The sequence below is a fragment of the Amycolatopsis sp. NBC_01286 genome, from assembly GCF_035982555.1.
Lineage (GTDB): Bacteria > Actinomycetota > Actinomycetes > Mycobacteriales > Pseudonocardiaceae > Amycolatopsis.
In genome coordinates this window covers 3,549,141-3,571,898 of sequence record NZ_CP108428.1, presented here as the reverse complement: position 1 = coordinate 3,571,898, position 22,758 = coordinate 3,549,141, and the positions used below count along the sequence as shown (strand labels likewise).

General features: G+C 70.9%; 21 protein-coding genes and 1 tRNA gene. 14 read left to right on the top strand and 8 right to left on the bottom strand.

The window, feature by feature from the left end; all coding sequences use genetic code 11:
* The first annotated feature begins 67 nt into the window (after window positions 1–67).
* Window positions 68–1,636: a beta-N-acetylhexosaminidase gene (locus OG570_RS17355; protein ID WP_326957667.1), complete on the top strand. Its 1,569-nt coding sequence runs from the start codon at window positions 68–70 to the stop codon at window positions 1,634–1,636.
* Between the two features lie 53 nt (window positions 1,637–1,689).
* Here OG570_RS17355 and OG570_RS17350 read toward each other — a convergent pair whose 3' ends face one another.
* Both OG570_RS17350 and OG570_RS17345 read right to left on the bottom strand, forming a co-directional pair.
* The gene (locus tag OG570_RS17350; protein WP_326957665.1) at window positions 1,690–2,292 is read right to left on the bottom strand and encodes a TetR/AcrR family transcriptional regulator; all 603 of its coding nucleotides are present in this window, start codon (window positions 2,290–2,292) and stop codon (window positions 1,690–1,692) included.
* Window positions 2,282–2,965, bottom strand: coding sequence for an MOSC domain-containing protein (locus tag OG570_RS17345; protein ID WP_326957663.1), 684 nt, complete (start codon window positions 2,963–2,965; stop codon window positions 2,282–2,284). Before OG570_RS17345 ends, OG570_RS17350 begins: the two co-directional genes overlap by 11 nt.
* A gap of 54 nt (window positions 2,966–3,019) precedes the next feature.
* Between OG570_RS17345 and OG570_RS17340 the strand changes: the two genes are divergently transcribed.
* Window positions 3,020–4,396, top strand: coding sequence for a M20 family metallopeptidase (locus OG570_RS17340; RefSeq protein WP_326957661.1), 1,377 nt, complete (start codon window positions 3,020–3,022; stop codon window positions 4,394–4,396).
* Here the strand turns inward: OG570_RS17340 and OG570_RS17335 are convergent.
* Both OG570_RS17335 and adh read right to left on the bottom strand, forming a co-directional pair.
* Entirely contained in the window at window positions 4,365–4,733 is a 369-nt protein-coding gene (locus tag OG570_RS17335) for a DUF779 domain-containing protein (protein ID WP_326944496.1), read from the bottom strand. The genes OG570_RS17340 and OG570_RS17335 overlap by 32 nt on opposite strands.
* On the bottom strand, window positions 4,733–6,256 hold the full coding sequence (adh, locus tag OG570_RS17330) for an aldehyde dehydrogenase (RefSeq protein ID WP_247058008.1): 1,524 nt from the start codon (window positions 6,254–6,256) through the stop codon (window positions 4,733–4,735). Before adh ends, OG570_RS17335 begins: the two co-directional genes overlap by 1 nt.
* 115 nt (window positions 6,257–6,371) lie before the next feature.
* Here adh and OG570_RS17325 point away from each other — a divergent pair, with 115 nt between their 5' ends.
* From OG570_RS17325 to OG570_RS17280, 10 genes are all read left to right on the top strand, one after another.
* Complete coding sequence (locus tag OG570_RS17325; protein WP_326957659.1) at window positions 6,372–7,853, top strand: GAF domain-containing protein; 1,482 nt, start codon at window positions 6,372–6,374, stop codon at window positions 7,851–7,853.
* 117 nt (window positions 7,854–7,970) lie between these two features.
* Window positions 7,971–8,768: an SGNH/GDSL hydrolase family protein gene (locus tag OG570_RS17320; protein WP_326957657.1), complete on the top strand. Its 798-nt coding sequence runs from the start codon at window positions 7,971–7,973 to the stop codon at window positions 8,766–8,768.
* Window positions 8,747–9,304 carry a TetR/AcrR family transcriptional regulator gene (locus OG570_RS17315; protein ID WP_247058014.1) on the top strand — a complete coding sequence of 186 codons (558 nt, stop codon included), beginning with the start codon at window positions 8,747–8,749 and terminating at the stop codon, window positions 9,302–9,304. Before OG570_RS17320 ends, OG570_RS17315 begins: the two co-directional genes overlap by 22 nt.
* A 191-nt stretch (window positions 9,305–9,495) precedes the next feature.
* On the top strand, window positions 9,496–10,641 hold the full coding sequence (locus OG570_RS17310; protein ID WP_326957656.1) for a sensor histidine kinase: 1,146 nt from the start codon (window positions 9,496–9,498) through the stop codon (window positions 10,639–10,641).
* Window positions 10,638–11,300 carry a response regulator transcription factor gene (locus OG570_RS17305; protein WP_326957654.1) on the top strand — a complete coding sequence of 221 codons (663 nt, stop codon included), beginning with the start codon at window positions 10,638–10,640 and terminating at the stop codon, window positions 11,298–11,300. The genes OG570_RS17310 and OG570_RS17305 overlap by 4 nt, the downstream gene beginning before the upstream one ends.
* A 116-nt stretch (window positions 11,301–11,416) precedes the next feature.
* Complete coding sequence (locus tag OG570_RS17300) at window positions 11,417–12,142, top strand: DUF2786 domain-containing protein (RefSeq protein ID WP_326944502.1); 726 nt, start codon at window positions 11,417–11,419, stop codon at window positions 12,140–12,142.
* Between the two features lie 54 nt (window positions 12,143–12,196).
* Window positions 12,197–12,934, top strand: coding sequence for a Long-chain-fatty-acid--CoA ligase (locus OG570_RS17295; RefSeq protein WP_326957652.1), 738 nt, complete (start codon window positions 12,197–12,199; stop codon window positions 12,932–12,934).
* A gap of 70 nt (window positions 12,935–13,004) precedes the next feature.
* Entirely contained in the window at window positions 13,005–13,349 is a 345-nt protein-coding gene (locus OG570_RS17290; protein ID WP_326944504.1) for an ArsR/SmtB family transcription factor, read from the top strand.
* Complete coding sequence (locus OG570_RS17285; RefSeq protein ID WP_326957650.1) at window positions 13,346–13,594, top strand: hypothetical protein; 249 nt, start codon at window positions 13,346–13,348, stop codon at window positions 13,592–13,594. The genes OG570_RS17290 and OG570_RS17285 overlap by 4 nt, the downstream gene beginning before the upstream one ends.
* A gap of 112 nt (window positions 13,595–13,706) precedes the next feature.
* Window positions 13,707–15,803: an MMPL family transporter gene (locus tag OG570_RS17280; protein ID WP_326957648.1), complete on the top strand. Its 2,097-nt coding sequence runs from the start codon at window positions 13,707–13,709 to the stop codon at window positions 15,801–15,803.
* Between the two features lie 9 nt (window positions 15,804–15,812).
* Here the strand turns inward: OG570_RS17280 and OG570_RS17275 are convergent, their stop codons facing one another.
* Window positions 15,813–17,927 (bottom strand): putative bifunctional diguanylate cyclase/phosphodiesterase, encoded by a 2,115-nt coding sequence (locus OG570_RS17275; protein ID WP_326957646.1) that lies wholly within the window; start codon window positions 17,925–17,927, stop codon window positions 15,813–15,815.
* Window positions 17,928–17,931: 4 nt separating this feature from the next.
* Window positions 17,932–18,738, bottom strand: a complete 807-nt coding sequence (locus OG570_RS17270) for an SAM-dependent methyltransferase (protein WP_326957644.1) — start codon at window positions 18,736–18,738, stop codon at window positions 17,932–17,934.
* A 236-nt stretch (window positions 18,739–18,974) separates the two neighbouring features.
* On the opposite strand from OG570_RS17270, the gene OG570_RS17265 reads away from it, so the two are divergent.
* Entirely contained in the window at window positions 18,975–20,273 is a 1,299-nt protein-coding gene (locus OG570_RS17265; protein ID WP_326957642.1) for a cytochrome P450, read from the top strand.
* Between the two features lie 55 nt (window positions 20,274–20,328).
* Window positions 20,329–21,282, top strand: coding sequence for an alpha/beta hydrolase (locus OG570_RS17260; protein ID WP_326957640.1), 954 nt, complete (start codon window positions 20,329–20,331; stop codon window positions 21,280–21,282).
* A gap of 317 nt (window positions 21,283–21,599) precedes the next feature.
* On the opposite strand, the gene OG570_RS17255 is transcribed toward OG570_RS17260, so the two are convergent.
* Together OG570_RS17255 and sepX are read right to left on the bottom strand one after the other, a co-directional pair.
* Window positions 21,600–21,672 (bottom strand) — tRNA-Ala (locus tag OG570_RS17255).
* Window positions 21,673–21,725: 53 nt separating this feature from the next.
* Complete coding sequence (sepX, locus tag OG570_RS17250; protein ID WP_326957638.1) at window positions 21,726–22,607, bottom strand: divisome protein SepX/GlpR; 882 nt, start codon at window positions 22,605–22,607, stop codon at window positions 21,726–21,728.
* Window positions 22,608–22,758 lie beyond the last annotated feature (151 nt).

Below are 22,758 nucleotides of genomic sequence, written 5' to 3'. Positions count from 1 at the left end.
AGTATTGTTCCAAATACACCGGCTGGTCTGTACCTTTGTGAGGGAGTCCCCGACCGGAGGTGCCTTGATGCGCTTGTCCCGAGCCGTCTTGACCGCGGCTGTCGTGAGTCTGACGGCAGTCGGCCTGCCCGCCGCCACCGCCGAAGCCACTCCGGCGGCCCCAGAACGGAGCGTGACCGACGTCGTCCCCGCGCCGGTGTCGGCGAAGGCCGACGCGAAGGCGGACTTCCGGCTCACGCCGTTCACCGTGATCAGCGCCGACCGCGGCGCCGGCCAGGTCGCGGACTACCTGCGCGGCCTGCTGCGCCCGGCCACCGGCTACCCGCTGCCGGTCGTGCCGCGCGCGTGGGGCCTGCCGGCGATCTCGCTCGAACTGGGCCACGACGCCCGGATCGGCACCGAGGGTTACCAGCTGAAGGTCGCGCGCGACGGCGTCAAGCTCAGCGCCAACACCGCGGACGGCCTCTTCGAAGGCGTCCAGTCACTGCGGCAGCTGCTGCCGTCGGCGATCGAGGCGAAGCACGTGCAGCACCGGACGTGGACCGTCGCGGGCGGCACGATCCTCGACTACCCGCGCTTCGGCGAGCGCGGCGCGATGCTCGACGTCGCGCGGCACTTCTTCCAGCCGGACCAGGTCAAGCTCTACATCGACCAGATCGCCCAGTACAAGCTCAACACCCTGCACCTGCACCTGGCCGACGACCAGGGCTGGCGCATCGAGATCAAGAGCTGGCCGAAGCTGGCGACCGTCGGCGGCAAGACCGCGGCCGACGGCGACCCGGGCGGCTACTACACGCAGAAGCAGTACAAGGACATCGTCGCGTACGCGGCTTCGCGGCACATCACCGTGATCCCCGAGATCGACATGCCGGGCCACACGAACGCGGCGCAGTCGACGTACGCGGAGCTGAACTGCGACGGCGTCGCCGTCCCGCCGCGGACGGACACCGAGGTCGGCTACAGCTCGCTGTGCATCTCCTCGCCGATCACGTACCGGTTCGTCGACGACGTCGTGCGCGAGCTGGCGGCCATCACGCCGGGCCAGTACCTGCACATCGGCGGCGACGAGGCGCACGCGACACCGCCGGCGGACTACATCACCTTCGAGCAGAAGGTGGCGCCGATCGTCGCGAAGTACGGCAAGAAGATCACCGGCTGGCACGAGATCGCCAAGGCCTCGCCGCCGGTGTCGGCGATCCCGCAGTACTGGGACTTCGGTGGTGACGACGCCTCCGTCGCGGCCGCGGCCGCCCGGGGCAACAAGATCCTGATGTCGCCGGCGAACTACGCGTACCTGGACATGAAGTACGACGAGTCGACGCCGCTGGGCCAGGACTGGGCGGCGCTGATCGAGGTGCGCGACGGCTACAACTGGGACCCGGCGTCACTGGTGACCGGCGTCGGCGAGAACCAGGTCGCGGGCGTCGAAGCTCCACTGTGGACGGAGACGCTCCGGACGAGCGACGACCTCGAGTACATGGCGTTCCCGCGCCTGCCGGGCATCGCGGAGATCGGCTGGTCCCCGAAGTCCACGCACAACTGGGACGCCTACCGCCTGCGCCTGGCGAAGCAGTCCCCCCGCTGGACCCTGCAGGGCATCAACTTCTACCGCAGCCCCCAGGTCGACTGGAAGTAGTCCAAAGTCCGTGAATGCCACATTGAGGGACACTATGTCCCTCAATGTGGCATTCACGGACTTTCGGCCCCCAGGTGGGCGTGGATGGCGCGGCGGGCCACGGCGTACGGCGTGGTGGTGCCGGTGAGGACGGAGTCCGCGTTCGCCGCTCGGCCCAGCGCGTGCAGCTCGAACGCCAGGACTTCGGGGTCGACGTCGACGTGGCCGAGGGTGACGGCTTCGAGAGCCGACGCGCGGATGAAGGCCGCGAACGAGCCGTTCGCCGCGGCCACCGCGTCGTGGACCCGGCCCGGGCGCGCGTCGAACTCCGCGCCGACGTTGAAGAAGAAACAGCCTCCCGGGAAGATTCGCTTTTCCGAGTAGTCCAGCCAGTTCTCGCAGATCGCCCGCAGCCGCGGCAAGCCCGGCGGCTCGTCCGAGGCCGGCGTCACGACGTACGAGCGGAAGATCTCGAGAGCCGCTTCGACCGTCGCGAGCTGCAGGTCCTCCTTGGACCCGAACAGGGCGAAGACGCCGCTCTTGCTCAGCTCCAGCTCGGCGGCCAGCCGGCCGAGGGACAGCCCGTCGAGGCCGTCCACCGACGCGACGTCCACCGCCCGCCGCAGCACCAGCTTGCGCGTGACGTCGCCGCGGGCGACCCGGCCGTCAACCGGCACGGCGAGCCCGCCACCGGTCCACAGTGGACCGGATCCAGACGCTCCACTGCTCGGCGAGCGCGGGCGTCGCCAGCACGCGGTCGGCGAAGTCCAGCGCCGCCCCGACGTGCTCCGGTGGCAGCTGCCCGTAGTTCGCGAACGAGATGACGTACACCTCGGCGACCGTCGGCGCGTCCGCACGCTCGACCACCTCGACCGCGCCCGACGTCGGCACGGTGCCCGGCCGCAGCACGCGCAGGTACCACCCGGAGCGCCCCGAGTCGATCATCGCCGGGGTGATGTCCTTGCGGCCGGTCTTCATCGCGAGCTTGAAGCACGGCGACCGCGGCTGGGAGACCTGCACGAGCGCGTCACCCCAGGCCCAGACGTCCCCGATCCGCACGTCGTCCTCGGTGACCCCCGATAGTGAGATGTTCTCGCCGAAGTCGGCCGTCGACACCTCGAAGCCGTCCTCGCGCCAGGCCGCGTAGTGCTCGGCCGGGTAGACGTAGACCGCCTTGTCGGGGCCGCCGTGCACGGTGAGGTCGGCCTGCCGGTCGCCGTCGAGGTTCAGCTCGGCGAGCTTCAGCTCCGGCGCCGTGACCAGCGCCTTGGTGATCCCGCTCAGCACCGGCAGCTCGCGTCGGTACCCCAGGACGCTCGGTTCCCCCACGTAAACGCTGTCGACGTTCATGCCTCGAAGATAGCACGATCGTTCGTATTGTTTACCCCCTCTAGGCTGGCGGACATGGAACTGCTCGACCAGGCCCGCGCCCACGTCGACTCCGGCGCCCTCTTCGCCGAACTGGCCACGCTCGTCGCGTACCCCACGGTCAGCGACGCCCCCGAGGGCCGCGTCGCCATCCAGGCCTACCTCGACGAAGTCCTCACCCCCGCGTTGACGGCGTTGGGCTGCGAAGTCACGCAGCACGCCAACCCCGACCCGGCGGGCGGGCCGTTCCTCGTCGGCGTCCGCACCGAATCGCCGGACCGGCCGACGCTGCTCTGCTACGGCCACGCCGACGTCGTGGGCGAAGCCGGCGAGTGGGGCGAGGGCCGTGACCCGTGGACGCTCACCGCCGACGGCGACCGCTGGTACGGCCGCGGCACCGCGGACAACAAGGGCCAGCACCTGATCAACCTCACGGCGTTGCGGCTCCTGCTGGCCGACCGCGGAAAGCTCGGCTTCAACCTCAAGTTCCTCTTCGAGACCGGCGAAGAGATCGGCTCGCCCGGCCTCACGGAGTTCGCCGAACAGGAACAGGACCTCCTGAAAGCCGACGTCCTCATCGCCTCCGACGGCCCGCGCCTGGACGCCGCGACGCCGACGCTGTTCCTCGGCGCGCGCGGTGCCATCCGGTTCGCGCTCGACGTCGACCTGCGCCCGGACGCCTACCACTCCGGCAACTGGGGCGGGGTCCTGCGCAACCCGGCCACCACGCTCACGGGGGCGATCGCGAGCCTGGTCGACGGCCACGGCCGTGTCCAGGTGCCCGAACTGCTCCCGCCGGAACTCCCGGACGGCGTGCGCGCGGCGCTCGACGGGCTCGAGATCGCCAACACTCCCGGCGACCCGGTGCCGGACGAAGGCTGGGGCGCGCCCGGCCTGACCGGCGCGGAACGGCTCTACGGCTGGAACACCCTCGAAGTCCTCGCGCTCGACGCGGGCAACGTCGACCGCCCGGTCAACGCGATCCCCGGCCGCGCGCGGGCGGTGCTGCAACTGCGGTACGTCGCCGGGACCGACGTCGACAAGATCCCGGTCGCCGTCAAGGAACACCTTGCCGCACAAGGTTTCCCGATGGTCGAGGTGAGGGTCGGCGGCGACTTCCGGGCCAGCCGCACGCCGGTCGACGACCCGTGGGTCGCGTGGGCGAAGGCCGCGCTCGACGAGGTCGCCGCGACGCCCGTCGCGGTCCTGCCGAACTTCGGCGGCGGCCTGCCCAACCACGTCTTCACCGACGTCCTCGGCCTGGCGACGCTGTGGCTGCCGCACTCCTACCCGGGTTGCCTGCAGCACGCGCCGGACGAGCACCAGCTCGCCCCGGTCGCCCGGGAAGGGCTGGTGCTCGCCACGGCGTTGTTCAGTGCCTTCAGTTCAGCGCCGCCGACTCTTCGTCGCTGAACAGGCGGGAGCGGATCAGGAAACGCACGCCTTCGGGCGCCTCCAGCGAAAACCCGCTTCCGCGACCGGGAACGACGTCGACCGTCAGGTGGGTGTGCTTCCAGTACGCGAACTGCGGCCCGGACATCCAGAACGGCACGTCTTCCATGCCCTCGACGACCAGGTCGCCGAGGCGCACGTCGGTCTGGCCGGTCTTGAACTCGCCCTTCGGGTAGCACATCGGGGCGCTTCCGTCGCAGCACCCGCCGGACTGGTGGAACATCACCGGTCCGTGGGTCGCCGCGAGCTTCCGGAGGAGGTCGGCCGCCTCCTCCGTCAACGCCACCCGCTCGGTCATCAGAAGAACCCGAGCGCCTGGTCGGAGTAGGAGACCAGCATGTTCTTCGTCTGCTGGTAGTGATCCAGCATCATCTTGTGGTTCTCCCGCCCGATGCCGGACGCCTTGTAACCGCCGAAGGCCGCGTGGGCCGGGTAGGCGTGGTAGTTGTTCACCCACACGCGACCCGCCTGGATGTCGCGGCCGGCCCGGTAGGCGGTGTTGCCGTCCCGGGACCAGACACCGGCGCCGAGGCCGTAGAGGGTGTCGTTGGCGATCTTCATGGCGTCGTCGTAGTCGTCGAACTTCGTCACCGACACGACCGGGCCGAAGATCTCCTCCTGGAAGATCCGCATCTTGTTGTCGCCCGCGAAGACCGTCGGCTCGACGTAGTAGCCGCCGGACAGCTCGCCGCCGAGGTCGCTGCGGCCGCCGCCGATCAGGATCTCGGCGCCCTCCTGCTTGCCGATGTCGATGTAGGACAGGATCTTCTCGAGCTGGTCGTTGGAGGCCTGCGCGCCGATCATCGTGTCGGTGTCGAGCGGGTGGCCCTGCTTGATCTTGCGGACGCGCTCGACGGCGTCGCCCATGAACTTGTCGTAGATGCCCGTCTGGACCAGCGCCCGCGACGGGCAGGTGCAGACCTCGCCCTGGTTCAGCGCGAAGAGCGTGAAGCCCTCCTGCGCCTTGTTGTAGAAGGCGTCGTTCTGCGCGGCGACGTCGTCGAAGAAGATGTTCGGGCTCTTGCCGCCCAGCTCGACGGTCACCGGGATGATGTTCTCGCTGGCGTACTGCAGGATCAGCCGGCCGGTGGTCGTCTCGCCGGTGAAGGCCACCTTGCGGACGCGGTTGCTGGAGGCCAGCGGCTTGCCGGCCTCGACGCCGAAGCCGTTGACGATGTTCAGCACGCCCGGCGGGATCAGGTCGCCGATGATCGACATCAGCACGTGGATCGACGCCGGGGTCTGCTCGGCCGGCTTGAGCACGATCGCGTTGCCCGCGGCCAGCGCCGGGGCGAGCTTCCAGACCGCCATCAGGATCGGGAAGTTCCACGGGATGATCTGGCCGACCACGCCGAGCGGCTCGTGGAAGTGGTAGGCGACGGTGTTCTCGTCGATCTGCGAGATGCCGCCCTCCTGGGCGCGCAGCGCGCCGGCGAAGTAGCGGAAGTGGTCGATCGCCAGCGGGATGTCGGCGGCGAGCGTCTCGCGGACGGCCTTGCCGTTCTCCCAGGCCTCGGCGACCGCGATCTTCTCGAGGTTCTGCTCCATCCGGTCGGCGATCTTGAGCAGGACGCCGGCGCGTTCCTCGACGGAGGTCTTGCCCCACGCGGGGGCCGCGCCCCAGGCCGCGTCGAGGGCCTTCTCGACGTCCGGCGCGGTGCCCCGGGCGATCTCGCAGAAGGTCTTCCCGGTGACGGGAGTCGGGTTCTCGAAGTACTGGCCGCCGGCGGGCGGCACGTATTCGCCGCCGATGTAGTGGTCGTAGCGCGATTCGAAGCTGACGACGCTGCCTTCGGTGTTCGGTGCGGCGTACTGGACCATCTTCCCTGCCTCATTGCTCGGAGTGACGGCGGTGCTCGGGCTCCCGCCGAACGTAGGCCGGGCAACGTTGCACGAGCGTTGCAGCGCTGTGAGCTGGGTCTCTACTCTGAAGAGCGTGGCAGAGGCGCCCGAGCCCGAACTGCTGCGCGATCCGGAGTCGTACGCGCGGCTGCTCGAACACGTCCGGGCGGCGGTGCTGGCCGGGCTGCCGGGCCCGCGCTCGCCACGCTCGGTGGTCTCGGCGTCCTGGGACCGCTCGCTGGCCGCGCACGTCGACCCGGACGAGGGCGAGGCCCCGTTCGTCTACGACGTCGACGTGCTGACCGCGCTGCGGGAGGCCCACCCGCTGGCGCCGGTGCTCCCGGTGCTGCGGCAGATGCTGGTGAGCATCGCCGACGACGCCGAGCACGTGATGATCGTGACCGACGCCGAGGGCCTGATCCTGTGGCGCGAGGGCGCGGCGAACCAGCTGGTGCGCGCCGACCGCGTCGGCCTCTCCGAAGGCACCCGGTGGAGCGAGTCGGCGATCGGCACGAACGCCATGGGCACAACGCTGGCGACCGGGGAGCCGGTGCAGATCTACTCGGCCGAGCACCTGGTCCGGCGTTACCACACGTGGACGTGCGCGGCGGCGCCCGTGCGCGACCCGGAGACGGGGGTGCTACTCGGGTCGATCGACGTCAGCGGCCCGCTGCGCACGGTGCACCCGGCGATGTTGTCGCTGGTCACGGCCACCGCGCAGCTCGCCGAAGGGCAGCTGCGCGCCCAGCTCGCGGTCCGCGACGAGCGGCTGCGGCGGGCCAACATGCCCCACCTGGAGGCCCTGCGCGGCCGCCCCGGCGCCCTGCTCTCGGCGGGCGGCCGGGTGCTCGCGGCCCAGGCGTGCCTGCTGCCGGCCACAGTGGACGTCCGTCGCGGCGGCGGCACGGTCGCCCTCCCCGACGGCCGGATCGCGACGATGGAGCCGCTGGCCGAGGGCTACCTGCTCCGGCTGCGCGCGACCGGCAGCGGCAGCGGCGGGCACCGCCGCCGGCTGCGTCTCGAGTACCTGGCCGAGGGCGCCGGAACGACCACAGTGGACGGTCGCGACGTGCCGTTCACCTTGCGCCACGCGGAGATCCTGACGCTGCTGACCTTGCACCCGAACGGCCTCTCGGCCGAGCGGCTGGCCCTGCAGCTCTACGGCGAGACGGGCAACCCGGTGACGGTCCGCGCCGAGATCCACCGCCTGCGCTCCCAGCTGGGCGCGACGGTGGTGCAGACCCGCCCGTACCGGCTGGCGGCCGAGGTGGACGCGGACTTCGTCCAGGCTCGCGCGGCCCTGCGGTCCAGCTCCCCGGCGGACGTCATGCGCGTCTTCCGCGGGCCGCTGCTGCCGGAGTCGGAGGCCCCGGCGATCCGCGAAGAGCGCGAGACGCTCACGGCCCAGGTCCGCCAGGTGGCGTTGAACAGCACCGACCCGGCGGTGCTGTGGTCGTTCTGGGAGACCCCCTGTGGCGTCGACGACTTCGAGGTCCTGGACGCGCTGCTGAAGACGCTCCCGCCGGCGGACCCCCGCCGCGCGGCCGTCGCGGCCCACCGCGCCCGCTTGCGCTGACCCGGCCCCCAGGACGTTCGTCCTGACTCTCCGTCGTCGTGTCCGGCACGTAGACAGCGTCTACAGAAGTTTGATAGACAGTGTCTACAAGATGAACTGCTGGTTACGGAGATCGGGATGAGCTACCACCGTTTCGTCGTCCTCGGCGACAGCTGCGCCGAAGGGCTCGACGACCCGTACCCCGGCCGGCACCAGTACCGGGGCTGGGCGGACTTCGTCGCCGCGCGGCTCGCCGAGGAAGACCCGCGCTTCCGGTACGCGAACCTCGCCGTCCGCGGGCGGCGGCTCGACCAGATCGTGCCCGAGCAGGTGCCCGCCGCGACGAAGCTCGAGCCCGACCTGATCGCGCTCTTCGGCGGCGGCAACGACGTCATGAGCCGGGGCTGGGACGCGCGGACCGTCGCCCGCCGCGTCGACGCCGCGATCCGGGCCTGCACGGAGATCGCGCCCACCGTCGTCACCTTCACCCTCAGCGACGTCTCCAGCCGGATGCCGCTGGGCGCGCGGATGCGGCCGCGGATCGTCGCGCTCAACGACGCCATCCGCGAAGCCGCCGTCAGCTACGGCGCGCGGCTCGTCGACCTGTGGCCCGACCAGGCCGCCGCCGACTCGCGCTACTTCGGCGCCGACCGGCTGCACCTGTCCACGCACGGGCACCACCGGCTCGCCGCCTACGTCCTCGACCGGCTCGGCCTCGACCACGATCCCGCGTGGCTCGCTCCGCTGCCGGGCACCGCGGCCGCCGGCAGCTGGCGCGCCGACCTGCGGTGGCTGGCCCGCGAGGTGCTCCCGGTCGCCGTCACGCGCACGCGCAACCGGCTGATCGGCCGCCAGCCCGGCGACGGCTTCTTCGCCAAGCGCCCCGACCTGCTGCCGATCACCCTGGACGAGGCGTGGGCACCCGGCAACGCCTGATCGACACGGCGTCCGAGTTGCTGGCCGGCGAAGGCGTCGACGCCGTCACGCTGCGCGGGATCGCGAAGGCGGCGGGCGTGTCGCACGGCGCTCCGCTGCGGCACTTCTCCGGCCGCGCCGAGCTGCTGTCGGCCGTCGCGACGCGTGGTTACGCCGACCTGCTCGCCCGCCGCGAGACGCTGCCGGAGACGTCGCCGCGAGCCCGGCTGACCGCCGCCTGCCACAGCTACGTCGACTTCGCGCTCACCAACCCGGCGATGTTCGAGCTGATGTTCCGCCGCGACCTGATCGACCCGGCCGACCCGGCGCTCTCGGCCGCGGCGAGCGCGGTCTTCGACACCTTCGCCGTGCTGGTGGCCGCCGTGCCGACGCCGATCGCGCGGTCCGGCGCCGACCTGCGGCTGGTCGCCGCGTCGCTGTGGGCCGCGTTGCACGGCCTCGCGCAGCTGTGGCTCTGGGGCGGGCTGGCCGGGGCGAGCTTCGCGCCGTCGCCGGAGTCGGCGCTGGCCGTCACCCTGGACGCGTACCTAGGTTGACGCCCGGCGAGGTTGACTCCCGGCGAGGTTGACGCCCGGCGAAGAGGGGCTCCGGAGACCTCCCCCGGCCCCGGTGGGGCACCCTCTCCGCCGAGTCAAGGGCCGACCGTAGTGGCGAACGACCACGCAGCGGAAGCAACTGACGACGTAGCCGAGGTAAACCTTCGCGGTACACAGGTAGCTTTCTGCCGGTGACGACACTGCGGGGACTTCGCGCGCGGCCACGGCTGACCGACGCCGTGCTCGCGGTGCTCGTCGCGGGTTACCAGGTGGCCGGCGCCACCGAGCTGGGCGGCGCGTTCGGCACGCACGCGCGTCCGCTCGGGCTCGTCCTGGCCGCGCTCAGCGCCCTGCCGCTCGCCGCGCGCCGCCGGTTCCCGATCACGACGGTGGTCACCTGCGTCGCCCTGATGGGCGTGTTCTACGCGCTCGGCTTCCGGTCGCAGCTCGGCCAGCTCAGCGTCATGATCGCCGCCTACACGGTCTGGGCGCACTGCCGCTTCCGCGACGCGCTCGCCGTCACCGTGCTCGGCCTGATCGCCTACGAGACGTCGATGCTGTTCGGCAGCCCGGTCTCGCCGGTCGGCGACACGCTGCTGTCGCTGCTGCTCGCGGTCGGCGTCGCGGCGATCGGGCGCACCGCCTACGTCCGCAGCCACCGGATCCGCGACGCCGAGCACGACACGGAGCTGGCCGTCGCGGAGGAACGCGTCCGGATCGCGCACGAGCTGCACGACGTCGTCTCGCACCACCTTTCGGTGATCTCGGTGCAGGCCAACCTCGCGAAGTACGTCTTCGAGTCGGCGCCGGACACCGCGCGCGGCGCGTTGGACACGATCACCGGCACGACGACCGAAGCGCTCGACGAGCTGCGTCGCCTCCTCAGCGTGCTGCGCCCGCCGCAGTACCCGCTCGAGGGGTACCGGCCGCAGCCCGGGCTCGGCGACCTCGGGACGCTCGCCGCCCGGGTCCGCGAGGCCGGGATCGCGGTCGAGCTGCGCGTCACCGGCGCGGCCCGGCCGCTGCCGCCCGGCCAGCAGCTGTGCGCGTTCCGCGTCGCGCAGGAGGCGCTGACGAACGTCCTCAAGCACGGCGGCGCCACGGCCGAGCTGACCCTCGACTACCGCGCCGAGCACCTGGTCCTCGGCGTCACGGACCCCGGCGGCGCGCCGGCCGCCGCGCCGAACCCGGGCGGGCACGGGCTGATCGGCATGCGCGAACGCGCCCGGATGTACGGTGGCGTGATCGAGATCGGCCCCCGCGACCCGGCCGGGTTCGCCGTGGTGCTGACGCTGCCGTACCCGCGGCCGGTCCCCCAACCGCAGGAGCCCGAGTGACGAGTGTGCTGGTGGTCGACGACCAGGACCTCGTCCGCGCCGGGTTCGTCGCGCTGCTGGGCGCCGTCCCGGACATCGACGTCGCCGGCGAAGCGCGTGACGGCCTGGAGGCGGTCGAGAAGGCGGCGGCGCTGCGGCCGGACGTCATCCTGATGGACATCCGGCTGCCGGGCCTGGACGGCGTCAAGGCGACCGAGCGGATCCTCGCCGCGGCGGGGTCACCGCGGCCGAGCGTGCTCATGCTGACCGTCTTCGACCTCGACGAATACGTCTACACGGCGCTGCGCGCGGGCGCGGCGGGCTTCCTGCTCAAGGACAGCCCGACGGAGACGCTGGTAGCCGGCATCCACGCGGTCGCCCGCGGCGACATGCTGTTCGGCCCGACGATCACCCGCAGGCTCGTCGAGGCGTTCACCCGCACCCCACCGGAACCACCTGCGGCGTCACCGGCACTGGCCGCCTTGACCGACCGCGAGCTGGAGGTGCTGCGGTTCGTCGGCACGGGCGTCCCGAACGGCTGGATCGCGGCCGAGCTGCGGGTCAGCGAGGCGACGGTCAAGACCCACCTCAACCGCCTGATGACCAAGCTCGGCATCTCCAGCCGCGCGCAGGCGGTGGTGGTGGCCTACGAAACCGGCCTGGTCCAGCCGGGCGGCTGAGATCCCGCCGTGTGGATCGCGCCGACCGATCACCACGGTGCTCGTCACGACCCCGGTGTCCGCGACACGCTCACCCGGTGCGAGCGTCCGAACACCTGATCGAATAAGCTCCGCCCATGTCCGAGTCAGACCCGCAGCTCGAGCGCATCCGCAAGCTCCTCGCCAAGGCCGAGGACCCGGCGGTCACCGAAGCGGAAGCCGAGGCGTACAACAAGAAGGCCGCCGAGCTCGTCGCCCGGTACGGCATCGACCAGGCGATGCTCGCCGAGGCCGGTGCGAGCGTCGACGACATCGGCACGCTCACCATCCCGATGAACGACCCGTACAGCCGGGACAAGGCGAGCCTGCTCACCTCGGTCGCCTACCCGCTGCGCTGCCGGACCCTGCTGCACCGCGTCGGCCAGAAGGTCGAGAGCGTCACGGTGTTCGGCTACCAGTCCGACCTCGGCCGCGTGGAGCTGCTGTTCACCAGCCTCCTGCTGCAGGCGAGCACCCAGCTGAACCGCGTCCGGCCGGGCGGCTTCTTCCCCGGCGAGTCGCTGGCCGCGTACCGGCGCACGTGGCTGCACGGTTTCGCCCGCGCCGTCCACGAGCGGCTTTCGCTGGCCGAGCAGGAAGCCGTCCGCACGGCCGCGCCCGGCGCGCGCTCGGCCGAGCTGGTCGTCCGCGACCGCTCCGCGATGGTCCAGCACCGGTTCGACGAGGAGTACGGCGACCTGCGCTCGGCCGCGCCGCGGCGGCTGTCCGGCAGCGGCTACCTCGACGGCCACGACGCCGGTACCAAGGCTAACCTCGACCCGTCGGCGCTCACCCGGCGTCGCAAGGCCCTGCCCGTCCGCTGACTGTCGCCCGGTTGCCGCTATCCCGGCGTTGATCGTTTCCGCTTGACTGGGCGGATGCGCGTGGTGGATCTTGCCGACCGTCCTGACCTGCTCGAACCCGCCTTGAACCTCGGTGACGTCGGCGGCCGGTTCATCTACCAGGGCGCGAGCGGCCGGATGATCACCGGCGAGCGGTTCCTGCGGCACTGGGCGCGGTACTTCCTGATCGCGCTGGACGACGACGGCGTCCCGATCGCGCGCGCTCTCTCGGTCCCACTGGCGTTCCCGGCGGAAGACCGCACGGAGCTGCCGGACCACGGCTGGGACCAGGCCATCGAGTGGGCGGCGCAGGACGTCATGGACGGCCGCGCGCCGAACGCGTTGTGCGCGCTGGAAGTCGTGATCGCGCCCCACCTGCGTGGCTCCGGCCTGTCGGCGCCGATGCTGAAGGCGTTGAAGGCGCGGGCCGCGGAAACGGGGCTGCGCAAGCTGATCGTGTCGGTCCGCCCGATCGGCAAGGAGCAGGAGCCGGCCGTCCCGATGCCGGAGTACGCGGCCCGCCGCCGGGAGGACGGCCTGCTGGCCGACCGCTGGCTGCGCACGCACGAGCGGCTGGGCGCCCGGGTCGTCAAGGTCTGCCCGTTCGCGGTGACGCTGGCGGGTTCGCTGGCCGACTGGCGCGAGTGGACCGGCGTCAAGCTGGCGGAAGGCGAGAACTTCATCCCCGGCGGCATCGCGCCGGTGTACGCGTCGACGGCCCACGACACGGCGACCTACGTGGAGCCGAACGTCTGGATGGACCACCCGATGTAAGCCTCGGGGATCACCCTGATGGACCCCCGCGCCGCTACCTGCTAGCTTTTGTTTGCATGTGGAGGACGCCGTGACCGAGCCCACCGGGGACGAGCTCGTCCGGCTGCTGGGGACCCTGGCGAACCCGCACCGGCTGCGGATCGTCGCGGCCCTGCTGGCCGAACGCGCGTACGTCAGCGAACTGGCGCGCGCGCTGCGGATCAGCCGCGCGCTCCTGCAGGTGCACCTGCGCAAACTCGAAGCCGCGGGTCTGGTCACGGCCAGCTTCGAGGTCGGCGAAGACGGCAAGACGCTGCGGTTCTACGAGCTCACGCCGTTCTCCGTCGTGCTGACGCCCGAAGCGATCGCGGCCGCCGTGCCGACGCTGAGCACACCGGAGTCCGTCCACGCGGACGGCGAGGAGGGACGGACATGAACTGGCACCAGTGGCAGGAGATCATCGGCGTGACCGGGGTCTTCGTCCTGATCACCGTCGTGCTCACGGTCGCGATCGTGCAGCTGGCCTCGACCTGGCGCGCCAAGGCCGCGCTCGCCCGCGAGCACGAATACCGCGTGCTGGCGGAGAAAGCCGTCCGGACACAGGAAGAAACCGAACGGCAGCTGCGGGACGTCCAGGACCGCCTGCGGTCCATCGAACACGTGCTCAAGGAGGTCGACTGACCTGAGGCCCTGGACCGCCGAGCGGCAACTCGGCGGCCCAGGAGGAAGAAGCACCCACTCGCCCGAGGGCGAGCTCTCATCGGATCACTCCTTCACGGAAGGACTTTAGTTCATGCTGCCTGCACGCAGGCCTGTGGTCGAACGCGTCGCGAACTGGGCGGTGCACCACCGCGCCGCCGCGATCTCCGGCTGGCTGGCGCTCGTCGCGCTCGCCTGGGTCATCGGCACGTTCGCCCCCGGCACCGACGCGCGCTCGAGCCCCGCCGGCGACGCCGGCACCGGCCAAGCGGTCCTCGATCGCCAAGACGTCCGCGAACCGTTCTGGGAGAACGTCCTGGTACCCAGGGATTCGCCGGCGGTGACCGACCTGGTGACGACGTTGACGACGTCCGGCGCGGTCGCGGACATCCGCTCCCCGCTCGACGACCCGGCCCAGGTCTCCGCCGGCGGCCGGGCCGGCCTCGTCACCTTCCGGATCCTCGGCACCGGCCCGGAAATCAAGCCGCACCTCGCGACGGCGACCGCCGTCGTCGCGACTGTCGCCGCCCGGCACCCGGACGTCCGGCTCGCGCAAGCGGGCGACCTCAGCGTGTCCGGCGCGGTCGACCAGAGCATCAAGGAGGACATCAAGCGGTCCGAGACGCGCTCGCTGCCGCTCACCCTGCTGATCCTGCTGGCCGTGTTCGGCTCGCTGGTCGCGGCCGCCGTCCCGGTGCTGCTCGCGGGCACCACGGTGCTCGCGACCTTCGGCCTGCTGTCCGCAGTGGACAACTGGATCCCGGTCAACAGCGCCACTTCCTCGATGACGTTGCTGATCGGCATGGCCGTCGGCGTCGACTACTCGCTGTTCTTCCTGCGCCGGGTAAGGGAAGAACGCGCCCACGGCGTCGACGAGTCCCTGCGGATCGCCGCGCGGACGTCCGGGCACGTCATCGTCGTGTCGGGGCTGACCGTGGCCCTGTGCGTCACCGGCCTGCTCTTCACCGGGCTCGACAACCTCCGTGGCCTGACCGTGAGCACGATCCTCGTCGTCGGCCTCGCCGTGCTCGCGTCGGTGACCGTGCTCCCCGCGACGCTCTCGCTGCTCGGTACCCGCGTCGACCGCCTCCGGGTCCCGTGGCTGGGCAAGCGGGGCACCCGCTCGCGGTTCTGGGCCAGCGTCGCCTCGACGGTGACGCGGCGGCCGGCGCTGTGGACCGGGCTCGCCGCCGGGCTCCTGGTCCTGCTCGCCCTGCCCGCCGCCGGAATCCGGCTGCAGGACCCGGCCCCGACCGAAAGCCTGCCGCGCAGCGTCCCGGTGATCGACGCGGCCGCGCACGTCCAGGAAGCGTTCCCCGGTGTGACGATGCCGGCGCACGTCGTCCTCTGGAGCGACCGCGGCCCGGTCGACACCCCGGCGGTCCGCCGGGCGATCGACGAACTCACCGCGCAGACGCCGAAGCCGGCGGTCGTGGTGCCGGTGGGCGACGCCCTCGTGGTGCGGATCCCGCTCGGCGGCACCGGAAACGACGAAGTGGCCGACCGCTCACTCACGGCGTTGCGGGAAACCCTGCTGCCGCAGACGATCGGCCGGCTCGACGGTGTCCACTTCGCGGTCGCGGGCCGGACGGCGGAGGCCCACGACTTCACCGCGCAAGTGCTGCAGCGGGCGCCGTACGTCTTCGGGTTCATCCTGCTGCTCGCGTTCGTGCTGCTGCTCCTGGTGTTCCGGTCGGTGGTGGTGCCGGCGGTGTCGATCCTGCTCAACCTGCTGTCGGTCGGCGCGGCCTACGGCGTGCTGACCTTGGTGTTCCAGGACGGCTTTCTCGCGCCACTACTGGGTTTCACGCCCTACGGCGGCGTGCTCGGCTGGCTGCCGATGTTCCTGTTCGTGCTGTTGTTCGGCCTGAGCATGGACTACCACATCTTCATCCTCAGCCGGATCCGCGAACGCCGGCAGGCGGGCCACCCGGCTCGCGACGCGATCGTCGAAGGCACGGCGAGCAGCTCCGGCGTGGTGACGAGCGCGGCGTTGATCATGACGGGCGTGTTCAGCATCTTCCTGAGCCTCGCGGCGATCGAGTACAAGATGCTGGGGCTGGGCATGGCGTTCGCGATCCTCCTGGACGCGACGGTGGTCAGGGGCGTCCTGCTCCCGGCGGCCCTGTCCCTGGTCGGCGACCGCCTCTGGAACCCGGTGGCACCTCTCGAATCGGCTCCGGCACGGTGATGGGAAGGCTCAGACGAGCAGCTCCACGACCGCGCCCGGTGCGCTGGCGGTGCCGAAGTAGTCGCCGGTGGCCAGTTCCGCGCCGGCGTCCCGCCACCAGTCCGCCTGGCCCGCGGTGTCGATCCCGTCGACGACCAGCGTCGCGCCGACCTGCCGGACCAGCGGCACGAGCTCGCCGAGGAACGTCGATTCCGTCCACGCCTGCCATTCGGCGAGCCGGCGGGCGACCCGCACGACCCCGACCGGGAGGTCCTCGACCGCCCGCAGGTCGTCCGGCCCCATGCCGAACTCGTCGAGCAGCACCCGGACACCGAGCCCGGCCAGCGCGGTCAGGTTCTCGACGACCCCGGACGTCGCCACCGCGCCCACCGGGACGCCGATCATCAGCTGCTCGGGCGGCAGGCCGGAGTCCTCCAACAGGCAGGTGACGCGGGTGCCCAGCGCCTCGTCCGTCACCTGGTGCTCGGTCAGGCCGGCGACCACCGGCAGGCCGAAGTCCAGGCGCTGGTGCCACCACTCGCCCTGCCGGCTCGCCGTCCGCAACGCCCAGTCGCCCAGCGGCAGGACGAGCCCGGTCGCCTCGGCCAGCGCCGCGCAGCGTTCGTGCGCCAGCGTCGGCCGGCCGGGGCGGTCCCACTGCAGCCGGGCCTCGACGCCGGCCAGCCCGCCGTCCGCCAGCCGCACCATCGGCCGGTACCGCACCTCGATCTCGCCATTCTCCCACGCCCCGGCCATGCCGACGGCGAGGCCCTGCGCCCGCCGGTCCGCGGCGTCGGCCACCGGGTCGAACATCTTCCACTGGCCGCGTCGCCGCGCCTTGGCCCGCCGCAGCGTCTGGTCCGCCGCGCGCAGCAGCTCGGCCGGGTCGATGCCCCGCACCGGCCGGTGCACCACCCCGGCGCTGGCGGACAGCGCCAGCCCGTGACCCTCGACGAAGAACGGCTCGGCGAGCTCGTCGTTGATGGCGCGCACGATGGTGTTGATGTCCGGCGTCATCGCGGTGTTCTCGATCAGGATGCCGAACTCGTCGCTGTGGAAGCGGGCGATCATCGCCCGCTCGCGGGCCACGACGGCCTTCAGCCGCTGCGCGAAGTGCACGAGCACCTGTTCGCCGACGCGCCGGCCGAGGCTGTTGCAGATCATGCCGAACGCGTCGAGGTCCACGTGGAGCAGCGTGACGCCGTGGACCGGGTCCGCGCGCCGCAGCGCGGTCTCGAGGTGGGTGCCGAAGTACTGGCGGTTCGGCAGGCCGGTCAGCACGTCGTGCAGGGCCTGCCGGCTCAGCTCGCTCTGCAGCAGCATCAGCTCGGTGCCGTCCTCGGCCACCACGACGAAGTACGCGGGCCGGTCACCGGCGTCCCGCAGCAGCGAGGCCGTGAGCGTGATGCGCGCGACGTCGCCGTCCTTGCGCAACAGCCGCTGCGACTGCCGGACCCGGTCCCGGCTGCCGTCCTCGGCCAGCGTCCGCAGGGCCTCCCGGAGGGCCTTGACGGAGTCCGGGTGCACGAGGTCGTAGAGCCCGGTCCCGGTCAGCGCGCCGGCGGGGCGCCCGAGCATCTCGGCCAGGGCGGTGTTGGCCCGCACGATGCGGCCGTCGAGCCCGACGACCGCGATGCCGCTCGCCGAAGTCGTGACGACCTCGTCGAAGCGCGCCTCGCTCTCCTTGAGGTTCCACTGCGCGTCCCGCACCGCCTTGAGCAGCGACAGGTGCATGATCTCCTGCTGGTCGAGGACGCTGCGTTCGTGCGCGATCAGGAACCCGCACGAGAGCGCGCCCAGCCCGAGCACGATCCGCTCGGCGAACCGGTCCGGCGGCCGGAGCTCCGCCAGCGACGGCAGGCCCTTCCCGAGGACTTCGAGGGTGCAGCGCAGCCCCGGCTCACCGACGTAACCGAGCGACACCAGCCGGGCGCCGATGCGTTCCGCGGGCGCGGTGTCCGCCGAGCCGTCCAGCAGGTTCGCGCAGAACGCGTCGAGCAGGCCGCGCAGCTCTGCCTCGAGCCCCTCCCGGCTCAGCGACACGACGGTGACGCCGCTGAGCAGGTACGCCCACTTGCGCGCGAGCAGATTCCGCTCCCGCTCCGGATCGGCCGTGTCCGCGCGCGCGTGATCGGGTTTCGCCATTGGTTCAGCCTTGCTGTGTTTTCGCGTGTGCGGACCGGTGACCTATGGCGTTCTTGCGGCCGATTCCGGCGTAAACCAGCATATTCATCTCGGAGGTGCCGGAGATGTCCGCCGGACCGGCCGGACGCCATTCACCGCACCCCACAAGACCGGGTTCGACGATTTCGAATCCGGCGAACAACTTCGTCACTTCTTCGTGCGTTCGCAATGTCACCTGGTCCGGGCTCCGGCTTTCCTTGATCGCGTCGGTCGCTTCCGTGAGGTTCTCGCCCTGGTGGTCGCCGGTGACGTGGGTGATGGCGAGAAAACTGCCGTCCGCCAGCGCCGCGCCGTAGCGGCCGACGAGCTCGAGCGGCCCGGACTCGTCCGGGATCCAGTGCAGCATCAGCAACATCAGCAGCCCGACCGGCTCGTCGAGGTCGAGCAGGCCACGGACCTGCGGTGACTCGAGGATCTTCTCCGGGTCCCGCATGTCTGCGTGCACGACAGCGGCGTGATCGTTGCCCGCCAACATCAATTCGCTGTGCGCGACCGCCACCGGGTCGCGGTCGACGTACACCACCCGGCACTCCGGGTCGCGGGCCTGCGCCACCTCGTGCACGTTCGCCACCGTCGGGATTCCCGAGCCCACGTCGAGGAACTGCCGGATCCCGCGGTCGGCCATGAACCGCACCGCGCGCCCGAGGAACGCGCGGTTCACGCGCGCGGCCTCGCGCAGGCCGGGCATCGCGTGCTCGATCTGCGCGCCCACCGCGCGATCGACGGCGAAGTTGTGCCCTCCCCCCAGCATGAAGTCGTAGGTGCGGGCCATGCTCGGCACGGAGATATCGACACCCGGTGGCACCCATTCCGGTGATCGTGTCACAGAGAACACCTTCTAGTCACATCGGGAATGGCTCCGAGTTTAGCCATCTCGCGCGATCTCTTCGCTGCGCCATATGCGTGACCACAGACCACCCGTTCGGGCACTGTCACGCTCGGCCGGACGCGCCTACCGTAGGCCGTCTCGTTGGCGGAATCCACACAATGGCGTAACGAGGAGTCCTCATGACCGTCCCGGTCGCGCCGGGCCGGTGGCCTTTTCTCGGGCACACCCCGGCGCTCTTGCGGCGACGCTTCGTATTCACCGACGCATTGCGCGAACACGGCGAGATCGTCAAAATTTATCTCGGCCCGTCACCCACGTACTTCGTCACCAGCCCGCGGCTGAGCCACGAGGTGCTGGTCACGGCCGGGCCGAAGTTCCGCAAGGGCGCCATGTTCGACAAGTTCCGGCCGTTCGTCGGCAACGGCTTGGTGCTTTCGAACGGTGACTTCCACCTGCGGCAGCGCCGGCTGATGCAGCCGGCGTTCCACCGCGACCGCTTGACCGCGTACGTGGAGACCATGCGCCACGCGGCGGCCGAGCTGAGCGACTCGTGGCGGCCGGGCGAAGTGCGGAAGATCGACGAAGACCTGCAGGGGCTGGCGGTGACGATCGTCGGCGAGGCCCTGTTCTCCACCGAGCTCGGAAAAGAGGCGATCGCCGAAGCACGCCGTTCCATCTACGTGATCATCCAGCAGGGCATGATTCGCGCACTGTCGCCGAAGTTCGTCGAAAAGCTGCCGATCCCCGGAAACCGCCGGTTCGACGAAGCCATCACGCGGATGCAGGCGATCGTGCTGGAGGTGATCCGCGAGTGGCGGGCCGACGGCGTCGACCGCGGCGACCTGTTGTCGATGCTGCTGCTGGCCGGCATGACCGACGAGCAGGCACGCGACGAGGTCCTCACCCTGCTCACCGCCGGCATCGAGACGACCGCGCTCGCGCTGTCCTGGATGTTCCACGAGCTGGGCCGCAACCCGGACGTCGAAGCGCGGGTGCACGCCGAAGTCGACGAGGTGCTGGCCGGCCGTCCGGTCACCGGCGACGACCTGCGCCGGCTGGTCTACGTCCGGCAGGTCGTCGACGAGGTGCTGCGCCAGTACCCGCTCTGGATGCTGATGCGCCGCACCCTCACGGAAGTCCGGCTCGGCGACGAGCGGCTGCCGGAGGGCGCCGAGGTGATCGTCAGCCCGCACGCGCTGCACCACGATCCCGCCAGCTTCGAGGCCCCGGAGACGTTCGATCCCGGCCGCTGGTCGCCGGAGCGGGCGAAGCAGCTGCCGAAGGGCGCGTTCATCCCGTTCGGGGCGGGCACCCGTCAGTGCGTCGGGAATGTCTTCGCCCAGAACGAAATCGTCATCACGGTGGCCACGGTGGCCGCGCACTGGCGGCTGGTCCCGGTCCCGGGCCGGCCGGTGCGCGTCAAGTTCACCTCGGCCGCCTACCCCGAAAGCCTGCCGATGACGGCAGTCCGTCGCTAGTTGGAGGTAGTTCTCCTTGCTTCGCCAAGCTTTCCGCCGCCTTTGTGCTGCCCTGTTGCTGACCGCGGCGGCGCTCGCCGTGCCAACCCCGGCCCACGCGGACACGGTCACCTGCCAGGACCTGTACGTCCCGGTAGCACTCGGCCAGATGCACGGCCGCCTCTGCGCCCCGGCCCAGGCGCAAACGGTGGTGGTCCTGATCCCCGGCGGCACGTACAACGCGTCCTATTGGGACATCGCCTACACCCCGGAACTGCGTTCGTTCCGCCTGGCGATGAACCAGGCAGGCGTCGCGACGCTCGTAGTGGACCGCATGGGCACGGGCTCGAGCTCCAAACCCCTGAGCGCCCTCCTGTCGGCAACAGCCCAGGCGAACGCCGTCCACCAGGTGATCCAGTCGATCCGAGCCCGGTTCACGAAGGTGATCGTCGGCGGCCACTCGATCGGCTCGGCCATGGCAATGATCGAGGCCGGAACCTTCCACGACGTAGACGGCGTCCTGGTGACGGACATGACGCACCGGATGAACTACGTCACGGTGATCCCGGTGCTGGCCAACATGATCCCCGCACCCCTGGACCCCCGCCTGTCGAGCCGCGGCCTGGACGTCGGCTACCTGACGACGTCCCCAGGAACCCGCTACACGGCTTTCCACACCCCAGGCCCGAACGACGCAGGAGCGATCGCCTACGACGAGTCCACAAAGGACGTATTCGCGGCAACGGAAGCCGTGGACACGATCGCGTTGACCACGGTGATCATCCCGGCCTCGCTGCAGATCACGGTCCCGGTTCTGTTGGTGGTAGGCAACGACCCCCACTTCTGCGGCCCGTTGGCGAGCGACTGCTCAACCCCGGAGGCGCTACGCGCGTCGGAAGCCCCGTTCTTCGCCCCGGCAGCCCGCCTCCAGACATACATCCTGAACGGCTACGGCCACGCGATCAACTACGCCCCGAACGCGGGAACGTACTTCGCCCAGGTGACGAACTGGCTGAAGACCGTTTCGTAGCAAGGTCGCGATGGGCATAGTCACGACCGCGGACGTGGCCCGACGCTACGGCAAGATGGCCACACCGTTCTTCCAGCCTGGCGAGCTGCGCTTAGGTCCAGGGCGTCCTTCAGGATCCAGCGGAGCATTGGTCCAGCCTGCTACACCACTACCAAGACCTGACCTGACAGCCACAGCCGAACGACCACGAGAACGCAACCACACACAGGGGTCCGGGGGCGAGCCCCCGGGCGGGGTCTGGGGGTTGCACCCCCAGAGGACACAACGAAGAGAGCCCTATTCGCGCTTTCCGCGAACAGGGCTCTCCAGCGATCTCGTGGAGCTGAGGGGAATCGAACCCCTGACCTTCTCGATGCGAACGAGACGCGCTACCAACTGCGCTACAGCCCCTTGATCGTGCTCGTAGAGCTTAGCAGTGCCCTACGAGCACGACACGCGGGGGGTCACTCTCCGACGGCCCGGCGGTAAGGCCCGGTCCCGGGCTCGTCGAGCTCCTCGAACGCCGGGTCTTCGTCGTCCAGGTCGACGACGACCGCGCTGCGGCGGATGCGGGATGTCGGCGACGGGCGGCGTTCCACGATCTCGCGGCGGGCCGGTTCGACGACCTCCACGGCGGCGACGTCGTCGGCCTCGTCCTCCAGCTCGACGTCGTCGTCAACGGAAGCCGAAACCGACGGCCGGGGGCCGGGCTCCGACGGGCGGCGCGGGGCGCGGGTGCCGTTGTACCGCGCGAGGCGGCGCTGCCGGATCTCCTCCTCGATGCGCACCTGGCGGCGCAGGTAGACGAGGTACCCGACCAGCACGACGTCGGCGACGGCGTGGCCCCACCAGACGAGCGGGAACAGGAAGCCCGCGACGCCGGCGGTGATCACCGCGACGACGAGCAGGATGACGACGACGCGCTGCCGGAAGCTGTACTTCGCGCGGGCGGCCATCTCCGCCGCCTCGGGGTCGAAGCCGCCGCGGCCCGGCCGGTAGCCGGCCCGCTCGCGCTCGCGTTCGGCCCGCCGCTCGGCACGGCCCGGCGGTGGGAGCGGCTCGGGCTCTTCCTCGTCGAGGTCGTCGTCGAGTTCGAGCTCCGCCTCCAGCTCCGCGAGGTCGTCCTCGACCGAGGGCCGGGACTTCACCGGATTGGACTTGACGGGACTGTCGGACATGGCGAATTCCTCCCGGTCTTCGTTGCGTCCACCACCACTGCGCACGACCCTGGCCGCCAACGCGGAGTCAGCGGTCCTCGCGACCTGCTGCCGCCGGCGCGCGACCATGGGCACGAGTACGACGAGCCATGCCGCGGCGAGCGCGACGATGATCACGGAGCTGGGCATCCCCCGTCACCTCCCCCGAATCCTTCACCTGAAATCACGCTAGTCACAGGAGTAACAGATCGGGCGGAGGCTCGCCGGGTTCGATCACGGAAATGCCTCACCGGATTAGGTGAATCTCACAGCATGTGGTAACGCGCTCACAGCCCCGGAT